Annotated in this window: 16 protein-coding genes and 1 pseudogene; 14 read left to right on the forward strand and 3 right to left on the reverse strand. The window is 44.8% G+C overall.

What is annotated here, in order from left to right:
• The 7 genes and pseudogenes from AB4Z17_RS23090 to AB4Z17_RS23120 form a co-directional block, all read left to right on the forward strand.
• Positions 1-456 (forward strand): annotated as a pseudogene (locus tag AB4Z17_RS23090) (ABC transporter substrate-binding protein); the annotation flags it as partial.
• 106 nt (positions 457-562) lie between these two features.
• Positions 563-1,459: a carbohydrate ABC transporter permease gene (locus AB4Z17_RS23095; RefSeq protein WP_076267473.1), complete on the forward strand. Its 897-nt coding sequence runs from the start codon at positions 563-565 to the stop codon at positions 1,457-1,459.
• Positions 1,460-2,293 carry a carbohydrate ABC transporter permease gene (locus tag AB4Z17_RS23100; RefSeq protein WP_076267474.1) on the forward strand — a complete coding sequence of 278 codons (834 nt, stop codon included), beginning with the start codon at positions 1,460-1,462 and terminating at the stop codon, positions 2,291-2,293.
• A gap of 84 nt (positions 2,294-2,377) precedes the next feature.
• A complete protein-coding gene (locus AB4Z17_RS23105; protein ID WP_441908356.1) occupies positions 2,378-4,129 on the forward strand; it encodes a family 43 glycosylhydrolase in 1,752 nt (583 codons plus the stop codon).
• Positions 4,130-4,159: 30 nt separating this feature from the next.
• Positions 4,160-5,464 carry an ABC transporter substrate-binding protein gene (locus AB4Z17_RS23110; RefSeq protein ID WP_441908355.1) on the forward strand — a complete coding sequence of 435 codons (1,305 nt, stop codon included), beginning with the start codon at positions 4,160-4,162 and terminating at the stop codon, positions 5,462-5,464.
• Between the two features lie 10 nt (positions 5,465-5,474).
• Positions 5,475-7,298: a cache domain-containing sensor histidine kinase gene (locus AB4Z17_RS23115; protein WP_441962287.1), complete on the forward strand. Its 1,824-nt coding sequence runs from the start codon at positions 5,475-5,477 to the stop codon at positions 7,296-7,298.
• Positions 7,291-8,916: a response regulator gene (locus tag AB4Z17_RS23120; RefSeq protein WP_441962289.1), complete on the forward strand. Its 1,626-nt coding sequence runs from the start codon at positions 7,291-7,293 to the stop codon at positions 8,914-8,916. Before AB4Z17_RS23115 ends, AB4Z17_RS23120 begins: the two co-directional genes overlap by 8 nt.
• A gap of 3 nt (positions 8,917-8,919) precedes the next feature.
• Here AB4Z17_RS23120 and AB4Z17_RS23125 read toward each other — a convergent pair whose 3' ends face one another.
• The 3 genes from AB4Z17_RS23125 to AB4Z17_RS23135 form a co-directional block, all read right to left on the reverse strand.
• Entirely contained in the window at positions 8,920-9,819 is a 900-nt protein-coding gene (locus AB4Z17_RS23125) for an ArsR/SmtB family transcription factor (protein WP_441962291.1), read from the reverse strand.
• A gap of 180 nt (positions 9,820-9,999) precedes the next feature.
• Complete coding sequence (locus tag AB4Z17_RS23130) at positions 10,000-10,227, reverse strand: hypothetical protein (protein ID WP_053372108.1); 228 nt, start codon at positions 10,225-10,227, stop codon at positions 10,000-10,002.
• Positions 10,228-10,367: 140 nt separating this feature from the next.
• Positions 10,368-11,279: an AraC family transcriptional regulator gene (locus AB4Z17_RS23135; protein ID WP_441962293.1), complete on the reverse strand. Its 912-nt coding sequence runs from the start codon at positions 11,277-11,279 to the stop codon at positions 10,368-10,370.
• A 171-nt stretch (positions 11,280-11,450) separates the two neighbouring features.
• Between AB4Z17_RS23135 and yicI the strand changes: the two genes are divergently transcribed.
• From yicI to AB4Z17_RS23170, 7 genes are all read left to right on the forward strand, one after another.
• Positions 11,451-13,772 (forward strand): alpha-xylosidase, encoded by a 2,322-nt coding sequence (yicI, locus tag AB4Z17_RS23140; protein WP_441962295.1) that lies wholly within the window; start codon positions 11,451-11,453, stop codon positions 13,770-13,772.
• A 205-nt stretch (positions 13,773-13,977) separates the two neighbouring features.
• On the forward strand, positions 13,978-14,748 hold the full coding sequence (locus AB4Z17_RS23145; protein ID WP_441962297.1) for a sugar phosphate isomerase/epimerase family protein: 771 nt from the start codon (positions 13,978-13,980) through the stop codon (positions 14,746-14,748).
• Positions 14,749-14,782: 34 nt separating this feature from the next.
• Positions 14,783-15,802 (forward strand): Gfo/Idh/MocA family protein, encoded by a 1,020-nt coding sequence (locus AB4Z17_RS23150; RefSeq protein WP_441962299.1) that lies wholly within the window; start codon positions 14,783-14,785, stop codon positions 15,800-15,802.
• Between the two features lie 218 nt (positions 15,803-16,020).
• A complete protein-coding gene (locus AB4Z17_RS23155; RefSeq protein WP_441962301.1) occupies positions 16,021-16,341 on the forward strand; it encodes a PadR family transcriptional regulator in 321 nt (106 codons plus the stop codon).
• Positions 16,338-16,895, forward strand: a complete 558-nt coding sequence (locus AB4Z17_RS23160) for an HAAS signaling domain-containing protein (protein ID WP_441908348.1) — start codon at positions 16,338-16,340, stop codon at positions 16,893-16,895. Before AB4Z17_RS23155 ends, AB4Z17_RS23160 begins: the two co-directional genes overlap by 4 nt.
• Entirely contained in the window at positions 16,892-17,731 is an 840-nt protein-coding gene (locus tag AB4Z17_RS23165) for a DUF4097 family beta strand repeat-containing protein (protein ID WP_441962303.1), read from the forward strand. Before AB4Z17_RS23160 ends, AB4Z17_RS23165 begins: the two co-directional genes overlap by 4 nt.
• Positions 17,732-17,868: 137 nt before the next feature.
• Positions 17,869-18,555: a peptidoglycan recognition protein family protein gene (locus AB4Z17_RS23170; protein ID WP_441908346.1), complete on the forward strand. Its 687-nt coding sequence runs from the start codon at positions 17,869-17,871 to the stop codon at positions 18,553-18,555.
• Positions 18,556-18,791: the final 236 nt, after the last annotated feature.

Here is an 18,791-nt window from a genome sequence, read left to right on the forward strand (position 1 = left end):
ATCCAATTCAACGGCCCGTGGATGAAATCACAATTTGATGAAGCAGGATTAAATTATGGCGTTGCCCCTGTTCCACAAATCGGTAAAGCGAAGCAAGCGGTATTCGCAGGCTCCCATGGCTTCGTTATTCCAAAAAGCGTAACGGATGCAGCCAAAACAGCAGGTATCGGCGATTTCTTGAAATACGTATCTACTAATTCCATGGACTGGGCGGAATCCGGTCAAGCGCTGGCATCGAAACCAATGCTTGAGAGTGATGCGTTTAAAGCGCTAACGTTCCAAAACAATGTAGCATCGGCATTTTCTTATGTACAATTTGCGCCAAATGTATTGAACTGGGGCACGATCTCTGAGCCAATCTGGGGCGAGCTGAACAATGCATTGCTTGGCAAAAAAGATGCACAAAAGGCTCTTGATGATGCGGCAGCCAAATCGAAGCAAGCAATGAAAAAATAAATATTCGTAAGCAGCGAGGAGGATGGGAATTGCAGAGTCCGTTCCCATCTTCTAAAGCTGCGATTGCTTGTGCTAGAAAATATGGAAAGCGTCAGGGGGACTCCGATTGAAAACGACATTTGCGTCACGATTCACTTCTTTTTTATTCGTACTGCCATACTTAGCAGCGTTCAGTATTTTTTTGCTGTTCCCGATTCTGTACGGCGTATATATCAGCCTTCAAAATTTCGAGCTGCTATCGAAGGAACATGAATTTGTTGGACTTGCCAACTACATCAAAATTTTCACGCCAGGCACATATCTCAATGATATTTTCTTTAGAGGGTTGTGGGTAACCGCTCAATTTGTCTTATTTTCGGTTCCACTCTTAATCATTGTTGGGTTGTCATTAGCGATGCTTGTTAATGCGCTGCCTGCCAAAATACGCGGTTTGTTTCGTACCTTTTATTTTCTTCCGTACGCGTTGTCAGCTTCCGTTATGGCGGTCATTTGGCTGATGATGTTCGATACGAATGCCGGTTTTCTTAATAGTATGCTTGCGAAGCTTGGCATCAACAGCATTCCTTGGCTAACGGATACGCCATGGGCGTGGATCTCGCTTATTGTGACGACGCTTTGGTGGACAATTGGCTTCAATATGATTATTTTTATAAATGCACTAAATGAAGTGCCAGAGGATTTCTATGAAGCTGCTTCGATTGATGGGGCAAACGCATGGAATAAATTTACGAAAATAACGCTACCGTCGATTCGTCCGGTTATGCTGTTCATTATGATAACATCGACGATTGCTTCCTTTAATATTTATGCGCAGCCTTATTTATTGACACGCGGCGGACCCGGCGATACAACGAAGGTGCTGCTCATCAATGTGCTGGATCAAGCCTTTTTACGCAAAGAAGTAGGTTCAGCTTCAGCGATGGCAATCGTTATGGCACTGCTCATTATTATTATATCCATCGTACAGTTCAAGCTGACGAGCGGCAGAAAGGGAGAGGTTTAAATGGTAAAGACAAAAAAGTTGTGGCTTATCGTGCTTGCCATAATCATTGCGGTATTTTTCCTACTCCCGCTCGTTTGGATGATTTCAACATCGTTTAAAAATGATTTCGAAGCATTGTCTGGGAAAATGAACTTTTTTCCGATAAAACCAACGATCGATAACTTCGTACAAGGCTTGACCGGTGAACTAATGAACGTACCTATTACGCGCTGGATTGTTAACTCCTTGTCGGTTGGGCTCATTGGCACCATTCTCGTACTCATTATCGATTCTATGGCGGCTTACGCATTGGCGAGATTAAACGATTTGCCGCTTCGCAGAATTATGCTTTCCTTATTTATCGCTTCACTTATGATTCCTGGCGTGCTCACGTTTCTGCCCATGTATTTGGAATTTAATGCCCTCAATTTAATCAATACGTATCCCGCACTGATTTTGCCGGCAACTGCGGGGGCGTTTGGGGTTTTTTTGCTCTATCAGTTTTTCGCCTCCTTTCCAAAGGAAATCGAAGAAGCGGCGCGTATTGACGGAGCGAACAAGTGGCAAATTTATGCTCGTATTTTATTGCCATCCGCCGTTTCTATTATGGTGACATTAGCCATCTTCACTTTTATGGGGATTTATAACGATTTTGTATGGCCGCTTTATGCGACAACATCACCAGAGATGCGCACGATCACGGCGGGTATAGCGATGATGGCAACAGGAAGCTATACCCAAAGCTACGGCAAGCTTATGGCAATGACGACAGTCGCAACGCTGCCAGTCGTTATTGTGTTCATTCTTGGACAGCGTTCCTTTGTGAGAGCCATTACACAATCGGCAGTGAAATAATCAATGATTACACCGATATGGCAAGGAGAAGAGACCGATAAGGTCTCTTTCTGTCCATGTTGGCGAGTAAGCGGAGGGAATGGCATGAAACTTAATCGTAAGCGTATAACTCTGATCGCATCTTTGATTGCGGTAATTATTATTATTTTGGGGGCTTGGATCGTGAATAAAATGAATCATGACACTACGGCTGCGGGAGCTTATAATGGGCATGGTGGAACGTTCAAAAATACGTTAGCATCTATGGACACACCAGATCCGAGCATCATTTACGTCAATGGATTTTATTATATGACGTTTACGCATAACGGAACGGATATTATGCTTATGAAATCAAGATCGCTCGACTTCAATCAAGCAGAGCGGAAGGTGGTATGGTACCCGCCTGTGGATACGATGTATTCGGCAAATTTGTGGGCGCCGGAAATTCAATATCTTCAAGGAAAGTTTTATATCTATTTTGCAGCAGATAACGGTGAAAATGAAAACCATCGCATGTATGCGCTCGAAGCGGAGACCAGCGATCCGATGGGCAGCTATGCGTTTAAAGGTCAAGTGACGGATGCGACAAACAAATGGGCTATTGACGGCCTAGCGCTTGAGCATGAGGGGCAGCTGTATTTTGTATGGTCGGGCTGGGAAGGCGATTTAAATGTACAACAAAATACGTACATTGCACCGATGAGCAATCCATACACGATTAGCGGACCGCGAGTATTGCTTAGCGAGCCGGATTTGGAGTGGGAGAGAGCAGGCGGACCTCCGTTCATTAATGAGGGCCAAGCGATTTTGAAAAAAGACGGCCGTGTATGGATTGCCTATTCTGGTGCGGGAAGCTGGACACCGTTCTATAGCATAGGCTTATTGTCATTAGAGCTGGGAGCAGATCCGCTTGATCCGGCGAAATGGACAAAAGCTGAGCAGCCGCTTATGCAAATGGATGGAGATGCTGAGGTTTACGGTCCTGGTCACAATACGTTTGTTGCCTCGCCAGACGGAACCGAGGATTGGATCGTCTATCATGCGACAAGCGGTCAAGGGGACGGCTGGAATAATCGAAAGGCGCGTGCCCAGCGGATTGAATGGCAGAAGGATGGTTTGCCTGTCTTTGGTTCTCCATTATCGCTTGCAACACCAATTGAAGTACCGGCGGGCACAGGATTAATCCGTGCTGAGCATGCAGCAGCTGCTGATAAAGACAACTTAGTTTTCAGCGGGATATCCTCATCACTTGATACGGATGCCCCATTATTAGTCCATTACACAAACGATGCGGCAACAGAGCAGCGTATTCAGGTCAATGTAAATGATGCGGCTGGTGCAGAAATTATACTTCCACCTACTAAGCCAAATGAAGTGGGATATGTATATGCTTCAATTGCGCTGAACGAAGGGCAAAACAAGCTATCTTTTATAGGAAACCAGGCAGCTAATCTGATCTCGGCGATTGAAATTCCACGTTTTGAAGCGGAGTACGCGCAGTTCTCATCATACAGTGAGCTTATTGAAAGCTCGACAAAATCGAATGGCCGTTCTGTTCAATTGGCAGAGGGTGATAAGGACGCGATTCGATTGGATCATGTTAGAGTTCCGATGAATGGGAAATATGCTTTACATTTAAGTGTGGCTAATCGAACAGGAAGCAATCAGATGCTGGAGCTGAAGGTTAATGGCGGACGAGTACAAAAGATAAGCATTCCCGCAAGCGAGGCAGATGCAGTGCAGCAGATAACCGTAAGCGTAAAGCTGAAAATAGATGACAATGCTTTGCAATTTGGAAATGCGACCGGGCCGCTTGAAATCGATTATATCGATGTTGTATCCGATAGAAACTAACTAACAACTCAGGCAACGGAGGCGCTAGACATGAATATAAAAAAAAGGAGCGCGCCGTGGGTCTCCTATACACTAATTGGTCTTCTGGTCATTGCCTTGACAAGCTGCGCCTCCGAGCAAGAAGCAAATCAGCAGAAAGAAGAGACGAAGCCTGAGGCTATAAGGCTTGAGTACTGGACGCCGTTTAGCGGCGGCGACAATCAGTTTATGACGGAAATGGTTACGCGATTTAATGAAGAGAATCCGACGATTAACGTTGTGCAAGTAAACTCTCGATTGGATGACTATTACACGAGGCTAAAAACGGCGATAATGTCTGGCAATGCGCCGGAGCTTGCGATTTTGCATCAGACAAGTTTGCCGCAGTTCGTTCAAAACGGCTATATCGAGAATCTGACAGAGCCTGCTAAGCAGATCGGGCTGGACTGGTCGGGCTTTAATCGCAATATTCTCGATTCTACTATGTATGACGGAATCCCTTATGCCGTGCCGCTTGATACGCATGCGCTTGTTATGTTTTACAATAAAACCTATTTGCGTAAAGCAGGTCTAATTGATGAGGCGGATAAGCCATTGATCGGAGCAGGAGCTGCGGGATTCGAAGCTTTCCTGCAGAAGCTTAAGTCTTCGATACCAGCCGACATTGCGCCGATGGCTCAGCCGAGTACTCGGATTGATTCCGTATGGCTTTGGTGGAGTCTTTATAACCAAATAGACGGCGGGGGCAGCTTCTATAATGAGGATGCAAGTGCTGCTGTATTCAACAATCCGCAAGCGCTGCAAGCGCTAAGCTATATGAATGATTTGTACAAAAAAGAGCTTATTCCGCCTGATATTAATGATGCATTCAAGCTTTTTTATGATGGAAAAGCTGCGGTGCTAATTACAGGGATGTGGGGAACGGGTGCTTTTGAGAAAGCAAAAAATTTGGACTTTGGCGTAATTCCAATGCCTGCGTTGTTCGACCGCGCTGCGGTATGGGGAGATTCGCACACCATTGCCATACCAACCAAGCATGGGATGACGGATGAGAAGAAGCGAGCGGCGCTTACTTTTGTCAAATGGTGTGTAGAAAACGGTGCGATGTGGGCGGAAGCGGGCCATGTGCCAAGCATGACAAAGGTCGTTGCCAGCGAACCGTTTAACAGCTTGAATTACAGAAGCTCTTATGCAGCTTCCGCAAACTATGTAGCTTATTGGCCGCGCCATGTCCGGCAATGGTCGATCGTTGAAATTTTAATTCAAGAATTTGAAAAAATGAATTATTCGGAGCAAACGCCTGAGGAAACGCTGCAAGCAGCCGTGAAAAGGGTGAACATCGAGCTGAGGAAGTAAGGAGATAGCTATGAAGCGGGTACTCGCGGTGATTGGGTGGTTCAAAAATCAGGAGCTGGCACGAAAGCTCATACTCATAAACTTTATACTCATCGTGCTTCCACTCAGCGTTATGGGGTATTTCGCCTTCACTCGGTTTGCTTCGACGCTTGAGCAGAAGGTCGGCGACTATCAACTGCAGACGATGAAGCAGCTGACGCTAAATCTGGATACTTATATGGCAGAATTAGATCGTTTGACGCTTATGCCCTATCAATATGAGCAAATTACAGCTTTTCTAGAGAGCAAGCGTGAGCAGGGTCAGGCTTTGACACTGGAAGAGATCAAGCAATTAAACAGCTTTGTCTCCCAAGTATTTCTGAACGGCCGCATCGATATTGTGGGCGTCTCGTTATTTGGGGAAAGCGGCGCATCCTATGTTGTACTGCCGGAAAGCCAATATGTCACGACGTATCGACTAGATGAGAATGCGCAGTGGCTCCAAAACGAGAAGGGCGGCAACGGACAATCGATTTTTATTACAACCCACAATATTCAGTCTACCAGCGGAACGGTATATCCCGTATTCTCTATTGCAAGGGAGCTGCGAAGCTTTGATAGCGGGAAAAAGCTTGGATATATCGTTATTGATGTAGATCCAACGGTCATTCATAAGATGATATCGCAGGTTACGCTCGGAACGAAGGAAGCTTTATATATTATGGATCAAGAAGGCGGAGTCGTTGTCGGTAAAAATCGAACGATGCCGCAAGAGGCTTTGGGAGGCCTTTATAAGGATAAAGCGCCGGAAGGGGTTACACATGCTGCGCTTAACGGAGAGCGGCAGCTCGTTTCTTACGTGACGTCATCGATCACCAATTGGACGACAGTTGGTGTTGTTCCGGTGTCGGAGCTGATGAAGGACAGTTTAATTATGCGGAATTCGATTATTCTGTTTGGTGTCATTTGTATGGGTCTTGCTATGCTTATGTCGGTATTCCTTGCGTTTCGAATAACTGAGCCGCTGCGAGGTTTAATTAGGCTCATGCGAAAGGTGGAACGCGGCGATCTTCTCGTATCCTTTCCCGTCAAGCAATGGGATGAAGTTGGCCATTTGGGCAAAGCGTTCAATACGATGGTATCCAAGCTAAGCGAGCTTGGTTACTTGCTTTATGAGACAGAGATTCGCGAGAAGGATGCGCAGATTGCGGCTTTGCAAAGCAAAATCAATCCGCATTTTTTGTATAATACGCTTGGATCGATCAGTATGTATGCAGAAGTCGACGGCAATCAAGAGGTTGTCAAAATGACGAACAATTTAAGCAGGCTGCTGCGTTACAGCTTGAGCAGCCAGAAAGAACATGTCAACCTTGAGGATGAGCTGGGACATGTCTTGGGTTACATGACGATTCAAAAAATGCGCTATGAGGATCGGATCGATTTTCGATTAGACCGAGAAGAAGCTTCTTTGACCTGTATGGTCATTCCCTTAATTATTCAACCGATTGTCGAGAACGCCATTAACCACGGCATCGATCAGGGTGTGGGCAACGGGCGAATTACATTAACCTGCAAAATAGAAGAAAACGTGCTGCGTATTGTCATTGAAGACGATGGCATTGGAATGACGGAGGAGCAGCTTGCGGATATTCGCCGTCGGCTGCAGCATTCGAAGGATTTAGGAGGCAGCTCCGGCAATGGATTATTAAATGTCCATCGCAGAATTGTTCTTCATTATGGTGAATCGTATGGTTTAATGCTGGAGAGCATGCCATATCAAGGCTTGAAAGTAACGATGACTTTTCCTGCTGTATTTGAGAAGCCTGATCAAATGAAAGGGGATGCTCATGCCTAGAATCGTTATTGTAGATGATGAATCGATATTTCGAAAGGGCTTGCGCAAAATGATAATAGAACTCGACCCGGAATGGGAGGTCGTTGGTGAAGCGCGGGATGGTTATGAAGCATTGCAGCTGGTGGAGGAGCTTGAGCCAGAAGCTATTCTGACGGATATTCGGATGCCCCGCATGGATGGCATTCAATTGCAGCAGATGATGAAGGAGCGTTTTCCGCATGTGTTATGCGTCGTTATCAGCGGGTTTGATGATTTTGTCTATATTCAACAATCGATGAGGCAAGGCGCGAAGGATTATATGATGAAGCCGATTGAGCGCGAAGAGCTGGATAAGGTGCTTCAAATGCTTAAAGAGAAAGTGCAGCTTAGCCAAGCGGTTCCCGTCAGCAACCCCCATCGTGATGAGCACCGGATTAGGCAGCATGTCAGTGAACATCTGTTAACCGGCCTTCTGAAGGGCAGCGTAAATGAAGCGGATTTGGAGCTGCTTCGGACCATTGGGATTGACTTTCATCAACCTTTCTTCACCTGCATGGTTGTGAAATTAGACAAAAATTCAATCGGCAGTGAGCGGTATAATCAAGCTGATCCTTCTTTGTTTCAACTATATATTCAACAGCTCGTGCAAGAGGTGCTGAGCAGGAGAACAAATGGCTTTTGCTTCATCATGTCGGAGACGGAAGTGGCGGCGCTGCTTAATATTGAGGACAGTGACCAAGCGATGGCTGCCGTGCGGGAAATAGGCGAGACGATTCGCAGACAAATTACAAGCTTGTCGAATATGACGGTCACGATCGGCATAGGCCAGGTGGCAAAAGGCTTTAAATCGATATCCGATGCGTACAACGAAGCGGAAATTGCTTTGCTTCACAGGCTCATCGTTGGCGGAGATAAAGTGTTGGTCTACAGTGATTTAGGTACGGATGACCGTTTCAAAGGCGAGCTGAAAACATGGTCGTGGGAGAAGCTGGACCTGGCCATGAATGAGGGGAAGCTGGAACAGGTCGCGGCGGCAGCCCATGCTTTCGTTAGTGAGCTTTGCCTTAATGCCAAAACGCCGGAAACCGTGCATCAGCAGCTATGCAAATTGCTCATACATTATTATGAAGCAGCAGGGCGGCTGCGGCTAACGAAGCAGTGGCTGGGCATGAAGGATATGAAAACCGTTTTATTTGATATTTGCTCGATCTCTTCCAGAGAAGAGCTGATGGAAGCATGCTCGCAGCTGCTCGTTCGTTTAGCTATATGTATCGCTGAGAGTACGGCGCAGCCTGAGCATGATCCCATTGAAAAATCGATTCGATATATTGAGCAGCATTATTCCAAGGCGCTGACGCTTAAAGAGGTAGCCGATTCCGTCTATTTAAATGCAGCATATTTCAGCACCTTGTTCAAGAAGCAAACCGGGAAATCCTTCGTTGAGCGGCTTACTGAGATTCGAATCTTTGAAGCGAAGCGGCAAATGGTTCAAACCGATAATAAAATTGCGACGATAGCTGAACATACGGGCTTCACGAATATCCGCCATTTTAACCGTGTGTTTCGCAATGAAACCGGTATGTCGCCAAAGGAATACCGTGAAGATATCCATATCAAACCGAATGTTATGCAGAAGTAGCTGCTAATAGGCGACGTAAACTTGAATGTCCTGATCATAATTTCCGAATTGTTTGCCGAACATGCTTAATCCGCCGCTGTGGGTTGCAGTCTCCGGCGCACATATGCGGAATCTGATGTCGTCGCCAAAGCCGACATTAAGATCTGATATCGTCCGATCAGACATCCGAATGCCATCGATGAAGGAGCCTCCTGAGTCGATGGTTATTTGTTTCAGCAAGCCATGCTGAGTCCCCAAATCCCACCAGCTAGGCGTATACACACCCTTTACTGCACCGAAGTCTCCTGGACAAGTCCATACTCCGAGCAAGATGTCATTAATATAAAAGGAAAGATCGGAAGGCCAGTTCTCGTTGTAGTGCGGTGCTTCCGAGCATATTTCAAGCGATATGGAAATGCTTTTTGCCGATTGTTTTCCTACTAAATAATTAGGAATGCGATATTCAATATAGCCGCTTCCGAACCACAGATGGCATGCCTTCACATGCTCAGGATCGGAGAAGTAGCGCGGGTCATCCACCATGCCGATAATTTTGGTGTCCGATGTCAGTCCGCAAGTAGGTTTTACTTCATAAGAGGAATATTGACCAATTGGAATGGATACGGCATACCTATTTTGAATGGTTTGCTCCTTCACACGAAATTGCAGCGTAGCAGAATCGAGTGTGAGATGGCACACCTTTTGGCGGCCTCTCGTGCTGGGCACACTTTCTGTCGTAATAATGGATGCTTCTTCTAGCTTCTGAATATGTTTAGTGACGATGGCTGACGAAATGCCTAGCGCTTCAGCTATTTCTTTAATGTTCATTGGTTTAATATTTAATAATTCAATGATCTTCACTCTTGTGTCCGATGCAAAGCATTCAAGAAATTTGATATTGCGGCTGTTAACCTCTATGTTCATCAATTGATCCTCATTCCGTTATGTTTGCTAACATTATATAATTTGAAAGTTAATTACACAACTCTAATGTTTACTAATTAAAGCGTTTGAACGTTGTAAACAAAAGAAGAGGGTGTCCTGATGGCCTGTATAGACCAAAAGGATCACCCTCTTCGTATTTCGGTATATGGGAAGTCTAGATTAATATAGGGAAATGGTTAGAGTGTCACGTTCGAAATAAGAATGAAGCGTTGCCTCACTGCCTACAATTTCTACGCTAATTAGCGATTTGATACATGTTTTAAGTGCGTTTTTGCCTGTTGTCAGTTTACGATTAAGTACTGCGGTCAATTTCTCAATGGCTTGCTTATTTGTATCTGTTAAATAGACAGGTATCGTTTTATTTTGGAACATCAGCATCGTTTTCATAGTATGGACCTCCATCCCGCGAAGGATTTTTTTTTATAGTGTAACGTACAATTATTAAATAATTCTTAAAATTCGGTGAGTATTTGGTTACAAAGCTGTAACTTTTGAGTAAATGACCAAATCATACACGTTTTTTCTTATTATGGACGACGATCTGACGATTCAAGCTGTTTTTTGCGGAACTGGGAAGGCGTGCATTTCATCATTTTGCGAAAAACTTTGACGAAATAACTAATATGATCGAATCCGACATCAAGCGCTACAGCTGCTATTTTGAGCTCTGGCTTCAAAAGCAGCTCCGTTGCTTGTCTAATTCGATAAGCATTCAAATACTCAATTGGCGTTTGTCTGGTCATCGTCTTGAAGAAGCGGCAAAACTGACCTTCGCTCATCGGAATTTGATCAGCGATTTCTGCGATCCGTATAGGGCGCTGGAAATGATTTTGCATATAAACAATAGCGGTCTTTAGTCTGTCAATTTTTGTAGAGTCGGCATTGCTTGTTTCACTTCTGTTGCAAAATTTACTTTGCGCGGCAATTTCATGAAGCATTAAATAAAAGTGACCCTTCACCGCGGTCTCATGACCAGGCTTCTGACTTTGACATACGTTCATAATGCATTGCAAATGCTGAAGCAGCGTGATTTCCCATTCTGTTTTTGGCTGAATATGTCTAGGAAACGTCTTTTTCTTGTCTTGAAGCGGTGAAATAAACCGTTCCTGTACGGCATCATAGCTGGCACTGGCGAGCAAATGAGTGTCGAACACGATGGCGCAAAAAGAACAGGCAGTATCACCTTGTGCATGTCCAGCATGAATGTCGCCACCGTCTATAAAAACAGCTTCACCTGCTTTTACAATGAAATAATCGGTATCAATCTGGAACAGCACTTCACCTTCAAGCACATAAAAAAACTCTGCTTCAGCATGCCAATGACAATCCAGAACGGGGACGCCAGCCTCTTCATGTTCAATCCAGTAGGCGGCAAGCGGGAACATATTGTCGCCATGCAGCCGGTCTTCTTTTAAGGCGTGCCTAGTTGTTTGATCCATTTTGAGAGGCCTCCTGTGCTTGATGCGAGTTAGCTGCCATTCCATAGAGGCATATCGTCAAAATAGTGCTATAGATGAGCAGTATTCTGTTAGAATTATTCGATTAATTATCAGTATAATGCAATTATATAGGATTGCAAATAAAACTAAACAGGAAGGTTGGTTCAGTCGATGAAATTTACAGACGGCAACTGGCTCATTCGTGATGAATACAAAGTATTAGGGGCTGTACAAGTCCATGATTTCGAGCAAAAGGATGGCAAACTAACGGCTTATGCTTCGCCACAACCTATCTATAATCGCTCTAATATGCTGGATACGATGTTATTAACGGTTCATTTTCATTCTCCGCTGCCAGGCATTATTGGCGTTAAGCTTGTGCATCATGCAGGTGTTCGGGAGCGTGGCCCAGTATTCGAGCTGTCCTCGCAAACTGGTGACCATGTTGTAATCGAAGAAAACGATGAGCGGGCTGTTCTAACAAGCGGCAGCCTCAGCGTTCATATCCGTAAAGGAGCCGTATGGGCGGTGGATTTCTATCGTGCGGGCGAGCGGATTACGGGAAGTACGCAAAAATCGATGGCCTACATTAAAGAAGACAACGGCAATACGTTTATGCGCGAAGAATTAGATGTTGGTGTTGGCGAGTGGGTATATGGCCTTGGCGAGCGCTTCACGCCTTTCGTAAGAAACGGACAAGTAGTAGATCTCTGGAACAAAGACGGGGGCACAAGCTCGGAGCAATCGTACAAAAATATTCCTTTCTACATGACCAATAAGGGATATGGTGTATTCGTCAATCATCCAGAGCTGGTATCATTCGAGATCGCTTCGGAAAAAGTGAAAAAAGTGCAATTCAGTGTGTCAGGAGAATCACTCGAATATTTCATTATCGATGGTCCAAGCATGAAGGATGTTCTTCATAGATATACAGATTTGACTGGCAAGCCAGCGCTGCCGCCGGCATGGACATTTGGATTATGGCTTACCACTTCATTTACGACTAACTATGATGAAGCAACAGTTAATTCATTTGTCGATGRCATGGCGGAACGTGATCTTCCATTGCATGTGTTCCACTTCGACTGTTTCTGGATGCGTGAGTTTCATTGGACGGATTTCAAATGGGATGAGCGGGTATTCCCAGACCCTGTCGGGATGCTGTCGCGCCTCAAAGAAAAAGGGCTTAAAATTTGCGTGTGGATCAATCCTTACATTGCTCAGCGCTCGCGCTTGTTCGAGGAAGGCAAACAAAATGGCTATTTGGTGAAAAAGCCAAACGGCGATGTATGGCAATGGGATTTGTGGCAGCCAGGCATGGCGCTCGTTGATTTCACTAATCCAGCAGCATGCGAGTGGTACGCAAGTTATCTGCGTGAGCTTGTCGATATGGGTGTGGACAGCTTCAAAACTGACTTCGGTGAGCGTATTCCGACCGATGTCGCTTATTTTGACGGCTCCGATCCGATGAAAATGCACAATTACTATACTCAGCTTTATAACAAAGTCGTATTTGAAGTGCTTGAAGAGAAGCTTGGCCGAAACGAAGCCGCTTTGTTTGCCCGTTCAGCTACGGCAGGCGGCCAGAAATTTCCCGTACATTGGGGCGGTGACTGTTATGCGGATTATGAGTCCATGGCAGAGAGCTTGCGCGGCGGCTTGTCGCTTGGGCTGTCGGGCTTTGGCTTCTGGAGCCACGATATTGGCGGATTCGAGAATACTGCGCCAGAGCATGTCTTCAAGCGTTGGTTAGCCTTTGGTCTGCTGTCCAGCCATAGCCGCCTGCACGGAAGCAAATCGTATAGAGTGCCTTGGGCATACGATACGGAAGCGGTAGATGTTACTCGCTTCTTCACGAAGCTGAAATGCCGGATCATGCCTTACTTATTTAATACAGCTGTTCAAGCAACTGAGTTGGGCTTGCCTTCGATGCGTGCCATGGTGCTTGAGTTCCCAGAAGATCCAACCAGCGAAATGCTGGACCGCCAATACATGCTGGGCGACTCTATACTGGTAGCTCCTATTTTCAACGAGCAGGGTCATGTAACATATTATTTGCCAGCTGGAAAATGGACTCATCTGTTATCTGGAGAAATTGTAGTAGGCGGCACATGGCGCAAAGAGAAATATGACTTCTTTAGCCTTCCACTATTCGTTCGTCCTAATTCCATTATTGCGCTTGGAGCGAATGAGGTTAAACCAGATTATGATTATGCGGATGGCGTACAGTTTGTGCTTCATAATCTGGAAGACGGAAAAACAGCTGCAACGGCTGTACGCAATACCAAAGGCGATACAGAATTGACGATCTCTGCAACACGCCAAGGCGAAGCGATCACTGTTCAATTAGAGGGCAGCGGCAAAGCATTCTCGTTGGCACTGAAGGGGCTAGGTCCAATTCGTTCAGTTGAAGGAGTAAAAGCTGATGTGAAGGATGCAGTTCTGCACATTGCTGCAGGCTCGAAGCAGCTGGCGTTTACGATTCATATCTAAACAAATAAGAGGCAGCTTCGTCTAAGCCGTATGCAGGCTGGGCCGAAGCTGCCCCTTTTATAGTGCCATTGTACGAGCATTGACCAAAATCGCATAAGAAAAGACTAATAATACAACTGGTTTTCGCATAGGACTGTCGATATAATAAAGATCAGAAAACAAAATCAAATACATCAAATAATAAATATAAGGGAGTGCAGCTCACATGTCACGAATGAATATTGGTTTGCAATTGTACACGTTAAGAGACGCTACCGCACAAGATTTTGAAGGCACGCTTCGCAAGGTTGCAGCAATGGGTTATGAGGGCGTAGAATTTGCAGGATACGGTGATATCAAAGCTGAAGACATGCGCAACCTGCTTCAAGAATTGAATTTGAAAGCAATCGGCAGCCACGTCGGCTTGCATCTGCTTGAAGGCAATCTTGATGAGGAAATTGCTTATCTTCAAACCATTGGAGCGAAATATGCCATTTGTCCTTGGTTGCCGGTAGATGCTCGTGATACAGAAGCATGGCGTGGACATCTCGTGAAATTTGAAGAGTATGGTAAGCGTTTCCGTGAAGCAGGCATTTCTTTTGCTTACCACAACCATGAATTTGAATTTGAAGTTGAAATCGACGGCCAAATCGTATTTGACGCTTTGTATGAGCGGATTGATCCGCAATATCTGCAAGTTGAAATGGATATCGGCTGGGTACAATACTCCGGTGTAGATCCGCTTGCTTACATTGCAAAATACGCAGGACGTTTGCCGCTTCTTCATTTGAAGGACTTCCGCGCTGGTGAGAAGGGTGGGCAAATCGATACAGTAGAGCTTGGCCGTGGCGATTTGCCGCTTCTTCCTATTATTGATGCTGCCTCCAAAGCATCTGTAGAATGGATTATTGTTGAGCAGGACACTTGTGCGAATCCTCCGATTGAAGCTGTTGCAGAAAGCATGGAATGGTTGAAAACTAATTTTTTGAACAAATAATAATCTAATTAATTATAGATAGGGGAAAATATTCATGTCTAAAGTACGTATAGCAGTTATAGGTTGCGGATCGATTTCGAAATACCGTCATATCCCGGAATATGYAGCTCATGAGAATGTTGAGCTTGTTGCATTCGTAGATCCAATTATCGAGCGCGCAGAACACTATGCTAACTTGCATGGCGGCAAAGCGTTTGCTGATTTTGAAACGATGCTTGCAGAAATCAAACCTGATGCAGTAAGCGTATGTACGCCAAATGCATTGCATGCTCCAATGTCTATTACTGCAGCTAATGCGGGCGCTCATGTTCTTGTTGAGAAACCAATGGCTGTAACAGATGAAGAAGCGGAAGCGATGATTGAAGCAGCTAAGAAAAACGGCGTTCACTTGATGGTTGGCCATAACCAACGCTTCATGCCGCCGCATGTTAAAGCGAAGCAAGTATTGCAATCCGGCATTCTAGGAAAAGTACTTACATTCCGCACATCATTTGGTCACCCTGGTCCAGATGGCTGGAGCATCGATGGCGCAGAGAGCTGGTTCTTCCGTAAGCCAGAAGCTACTATGGGCGCAATGGGCGATCTTGGCGTTCATAAATCCGATCTTATTCGCTGGATGCTTGACGACGAAGTTTCAGAAGTAGCTGGATTTGTTGGCACGCTTGATAAGGATACCGATGTTGATGATAACGCATCATGCTTGCTTCGTATGAAGAGCGGTGCAATCGGCACGCTTGTAGCAAGCTGGACTTACTATAAGGGTGAGGACAACAGCACTATTTTGTGGTGCGAGAACGGCGTTATGAAAATCGGTACGCATCCTGACGATCAAGTAATCGTAGAACTGCGCAACGGCACAGTTGAGAAGCATAAAGTAGGCGCAATCTCAACTAACGATAAGCAAGAGACAAGCGGCGTAGTCAATGCTTTCTTGGAAAGCATTCTTACGAACACAACACCTGCTGTAAGCGGTGAAGATGGCCGTGCTTCTTTGAAAGTTATCTTGTGTGCATTTGAGTCACAAGCAACAGGTAAATTCATTAGCGTAAACTAAGTTGTGAACAGGAATGCCTTCAACCAACGTGCGGAAGCCGTTAGGTTGTAGGTATTCTTTTTTGCACACTATCTTGCATTGTAGAATAGCATGTGGTAAATTATACAAAAGACGGAATTGCTGTACAGTGCTATACTGTATTGATTAATAGTAAGTTATGCTTAGTATCTTTCCACATACAGTACCGAAGAATGAACTTCAATGATGGAGGACACGAAATGAACATTCAATTTAAAAAGGGCGTGCTTGAAATATGCGTTCTTGTGCTTGCGACACGGGGAGATCGGTACGGCTACGAGCTGGCTGTTAAAATTTCCGAAAAGTTTGAAGTAGCTGTCGGAAGCGTATATCCATTACTAAGCAGATTGACGCAGGATGGCTATTTCTCAACCTATTTGAAGGAATCAACTGAAGGCCCGCCTCGGAAATATTATCAATTAACAGCAGAGGGCTGGAGTCATATGCGCAATCTAATTGCTGAATGGGAAAGTTTCACGCAATCCGTAAATGAAATTGTAGAGGAAGGTTTAAGACCATGACGACAAGAGATCGATATATGTTGGAGCTTGAGAGCATGCTCAAAGTCATTCCAGAGCCGCAGCGGAAGGAATGGCTGTACGATTATTATCTTCATTTTCAGCAAGCGGTAGAGAATGGTCAAACCGAGGAGCAAGCAGCAAGCGAGCTGGGAGATCCAAGAATGATTGCGAACGAGATGCTGCTTGGATACCGAGTTAATCAGGCAGAGACGAACAAGGGCTTCGGAAAGCTCTCTAAGGCTGTATTTGCAACAGCAAGCCTTGGTTTATTCAATATTATATTCGTTCTAGGCCCCTATCTGGCTCTGGCGTCAGTCATTATTGCTTTATGGGCGTCAGCTTTGGGAATAGGCGTAGGCGGTATCGGAATCATGGTGGAGAGCTTATGGAACGGTACATTTACTATGCCGCAGGCATTGACGATAGGCTTGATTACAAGCTCTATTACGATTTTACTCATCATCGGCTTAAAGGCACTTACAACTTCCTTCTATAAAATGACCTTAAAATATTTGAAATTCAACACAAGAATTGTAAAGGGGAATAACAAATGAAAAAACTAGCCGCATTCGCTTTAATTTTGCTTGGTATAGGAATACTTTGCGCATTTTTTGTATTCGATAAAGATGAAATTGTAACGAAATTTCAAGGCGAACCTTTTTTGCAGGAAAAAACGATTGATGCATCGTCCATTCGCTCGATCCATGCGGAGACGGATACGTTTAATATCACTTTCGTTCCCGGCACAGCAGATGATATTAAAGTGAGACTTGAAGGAGATGTAAGTGAAAAGCTTGCTAAAGACGTCATCCTAACGGCAGCTCCTAAAGGGGATACGCTTAATATTGAGGCAAATACGAAGGATCGTTTTACATTCGGTATTTCAATCGTTAACTTGAAGCTGACGATTGAGGTGCCTGCTAAGCTATGGACCTCAGTTGATATCGAAACCGATACAGGAAACATTGTAGTGAATCAGATGGAAGCTGACAAAATGAAATTAAAATCAGAAACCGGCAATATAAAATTAACGAATTACACGGCTCAGGAGCTTGAATTAAAAACAGATACTGGAAACATTAATATAGTGGACGGAAAAGGCATTCTAAAAGCGGAATCTGAGACGGGAAATGTACGAGTTGAAACAGACGAATTGCGCAGCGATCTTTCAATTAAGACGGATACCGGGAATATTATCGTTAATGCAGACAAACAGCCTGCTTCGGCTTCTATTCGTATCAAGAAGGATACCGGAAACAGCAAGGTGGATTGGGATGGTTTCACAGTTAACAAGGAAACGGAAAACAATATTGAAGGTGTAATCGGCAGCGGTGATATCAAAATAAGCATGGAGTCGGAGACGGGCAACATCAAACTCGGTACTCGATAAGCAAAAATAAATTTATAAAAACAAGAAGCAAGTCGTGGAATATATCCATGGCTTGCTTTTTTATGTGTTTGCCGTCTCGATTCATTCATGTATCGCATAAAATATAGCAATTGTTTATCGAGAGGATGCGAAACGAAATGGTCGTAGAGCGCAAATATTTTCAAAGGTTTACTTTTGCGGAGTATGTTGAATATTTGAAACCATTCGTATCAAAAGTGAAGTTTTCGCAGATTCATGTGCATGGAACATGGAAGCCGACTATTGTGGATTATCGCAGAGCTGCGGATAAAATGAAAATCATTCAAGGGATGTGGCGATTTCATGCGATTACACAAAATTGGGGGGATATCGCCCAGCACGCAACGATCGACCCTGACGGCTATATATGGGAGGGGCGTTCTCTTCTGGAGGCTCCGGCCTCTGCTGTTGGCTACAACGACCCTGATCCAGACCGCATACATCCGTTTATGTTCGAGATGATCGGTAATTTTGATGTTGGAGCTGAGAAGCTGGAAGGTGCTCAGCTTGCTTCAGCCGTTAAGCTGACAAGTCAAATTGCTGCCATGTGGAAGCTGCCAGAGAGTCAAATTTTGTTTCATCGCGAAATGAATCCAGCGAAAACATGTCCAGGAAGTTCAGTTAACAAAGCGGCTTTCTTAGAGCTTGTTCGCGACTGGAGGGATGTTGATATGAGCGCATCAGATGCTAACAAAATTATCTCTACTTGGCTCTCTCCAGCATGGTTTGCAGCAACCACCAAAGCGGAGAAAGATGAAATTCATCGGCTCGCAAATGAGCTTCGAAAAGCTAGCGGACAGCTCTAAAAGCAGCAAAAAACGGTGATGAGCATATTCTCATAAAGCAGTAATGGTGCTGTTTTGCTAGCTATTTTCAGGCTATTACCAGTTTTTGTGTCATGAAACACCAAAAACCCCATGGTAAGATAAGTGGCGTCAGGAAGAACGATGCGCAAACAAAACGAATGCGCAGCTGAAAAAGCTTCAGTCGTCAGACGCTTTTTTACAAAAACTTATCTTATTAGGAGGATTCATTCATGAAG

It is taken from the genome of Paenibacillus sp. TAF43_2 (assembly GCF_052113545.1).
Taxonomy (GTDB): domain Bacteria; phylum Bacillota; class Bacilli; order Paenibacillales; family Paenibacillaceae; genus Pristimantibacillus.

Bases quoted from the DNA above. Each gene is read 5' to 3' on its own strand.
- AB4Z17_RS23100 (WP_076267474.1), top strand. From the start codon at position 1,460: ATGGTAAAGACAAAAAAGTTGTGGCTTATCGTGCTTGCCATAATCATT.
- AB4Z17_RS23105 (WP_441908356.1), top strand. From the start codon at position 2,378: ATGAAACTTAATCGTAAGCGTATAACTCTGATCGCATCTTTGATTGCG.
- AB4Z17_RS23110 (WP_441908355.1), top strand. From the start codon at position 4,160: ATGAATATAAAAAAAAGGAGCGCGCCGTGGGTCTCCTATACACTAATT.
- AB4Z17_RS23115 (WP_441962287.1), top strand. From the start codon at position 5,475: ATGAAGCGGGTACTCGCGGTGATTGGGTGGTTCAAAAATCAGGAGCTG.
- AB4Z17_RS23120 (WP_441962289.1), top strand. From the start codon at position 7,291: ATGCCTAGAATCGTTATTGTAGATGATGAATCGATATTTCGAAAGGGC.
- AB4Z17_RS23125 (WP_441962291.1), bottom strand. From the start codon at position 9,819: ATGAACATAGAGGTTAACAGCCGCAATATCAAATTTCTTGAATGCTTT.
- AB4Z17_RS23130 (WP_053372108.1), bottom strand. From the start codon at position 10,227: ATGAAAACGATGCTGATGTTCCAAAATAAAACGATACCTGTCTATTTA.
- AB4Z17_RS23135 (WP_441962293.1), bottom strand. From the start codon at position 11,279: ATGGATCAAACAACTAGGCACGCCTTAAAAGAAGACCGGCTGCATGGC.
- AB4Z17_RS23145 (WP_441962297.1), top strand. From the start codon at position 13,978: ATGTCACGAATGAATATTGGTTTGCAATTGTACACGTTAAGAGACGCT.
- AB4Z17_RS23155 (WP_441962301.1), top strand. From the start codon at position 16,021: ATGAACATTCAATTTAAAAAGGGCGTGCTTGAAATATGCGTTCTTGTG.
- AB4Z17_RS23160 (WP_441908348.1), top strand. From the start codon at position 16,338: ATGACGACAAGAGATCGATATATGTTGGAGCTTGAGAGCATGCTCAAA.
- AB4Z17_RS23165 (WP_441962303.1), top strand. From the start codon at position 16,892: ATGAAAAAACTAGCCGCATTCGCTTTAATTTTGCTTGGTATAGGAATA.
- AB4Z17_RS23170 (WP_441908346.1), top strand. From the start codon at position 17,869: ATGGTCGTAGAGCGCAAATATTTTCAAAGGTTTACTTTTGCGGAGTAT.